Below are 1,279 nucleotides of genomic sequence, written 5' to 3'. Positions count from 1 at the left end.
GTTGACCTCAGGATGGTGAGCACTACAGCGGCCAGCAACATGAGGGCAAATGTGGCAGCAATGATGATCGCAGCCAATCTCACCTGTGCTTTAGCGGCAGCAGCTCTGGCTTGTCTGGCTTGTTGATCTCGCCTTCGAGGCGATTCCCCTTCGGCTTTCCGTCTCTGCCGGTCCAGCACCATCCCGTCAGCGATCGATTGCGGATCAGCGTGGTTGACGTGGATGTCATCAGCGTTGTACTGAGGCCCGTACACGTGCTGGCCCCGCTGGTTGAAGTGGGACCCGGAGTTGAACTGCCCGTACGGCGGTCTCTCAGCCACCCAGGACTCCCGTGCCACGGACGAAGGCTCCGGCCACCTCAGCCAGAGCACTACCCATGGCGCGCACGCGGCCCAGGCGCTCTTGGGCACGACTCGTGTTGCCAGCCTGGAGGTCAGTGCTTGCCGCTTCCAGCTCTGCGGTTGCTCGCTGCCGCGTGAGCTCATCCAATCCCATGCCCTGAACCCTGTTCAAGGCAACGCCCAACTCTCGGGCCACTACCTGCCGATCAACGTGGGTGACGTTGATCGTTTCGGCGTTGTTCTGGGTCCCGTAGTTGTGCTGGCCTTGCTGGTTAAAGGTCGCCATGAAGGCATGATGCCGCAAATGATTGCCCGTTGAGGCCGTCAACAGAGAACATGACTCTGGCCTCGATCTTTCGCGCGTCGCCGACGGGAACCGACGGCCCGTTTCGACTTGTGTGGCCGATGGCAGGCAGACGCGATGCCCGAGTGTCGAGCGCGAGGCTAGCCCCACGGATGCACGACTCCCATCACGGTCAACAACACGAAGAGGAGGCTGCCCACAACCCAGAAGGCGACCAGGATGGCTGGCACCAAGCAGCAGGCCGTCGCGATCCCCTTGACGGGAAGATGACCATCAGGGGGAACGTACTCACCTTGCGCTCTCCGGTAGCCACGCTCAACCGCTCGTTCGATCTCCCAAGGGTCAGGCCCCTGATAACCCCCGTCGCCCATGGCGCGGAGTGTAGCGTCTCGGCAGTGTCGACAACACCGCGTCAGAAAGCAACGTCGGCTGGCTTCGTACTCGGCATGGAGCAGCGTTTCAACAGCAGTTCAGGCAGCACCGAGGACGCCGGCGCCTCTCGGATGTTCACGACTTCGTGTACATCGCCTCCCCGCACGACCGTGCGACTCCCGGGTCGTGTCGAAACGACGACGTGACTCGGGTACAAAGCCAGTCGGCAAACGGCTTGTGTTGACGCCGCACCTGGCGGCTG

Annotated in this window: 2 protein-coding genes; both read right to left on the bottom strand. The window is 62.2% G+C overall.

Annotation, left to right across the window (positions count from 1 at the left end):
- The coding region (locus VXC91_RS45785; protein ID WP_329513239.1) for a hypothetical protein at positions 1 to 320 on the bottom strand (320 nt) is incomplete at its 3' end.
- Positions 313 to 627 carry a hypothetical protein gene (locus tag VXC91_RS45780; RefSeq protein WP_329513238.1) on the bottom strand — a complete coding sequence of 105 codons (315 nt, stop codon included), beginning with the start codon at positions 625 to 627 and terminating at the stop codon, positions 313 to 315. The genes VXC91_RS45780 and VXC91_RS45785, both read right to left, overlap by 8 nt.
- Positions 628 to 1,279 lie beyond the last annotated feature (652 nt).

Source organism: Streptomyces chiangmaiensis, from assembly GCF_036281785.1.
Taxonomy (GTDB): Bacteria; Actinomycetota; Actinomycetes; order Streptomycetales; family Streptomycetaceae; genus Streptomyces; species Streptomyces chiangmaiensis.
The sequence above is the reverse complement of the archived record's forward strand: the minus strand, read 5'-3'. Positions and strand labels throughout refer to the sequence as shown.

Bases quoted from the DNA above. Each gene is read 5' to 3' on its own strand.
- VXC91_RS45780 (WP_329513238.1), bottom strand. From the start codon at position 627: ATGGCGACCTTTAACCAGCAAGGCCAGCACAACTACGGGACCCAGAAC.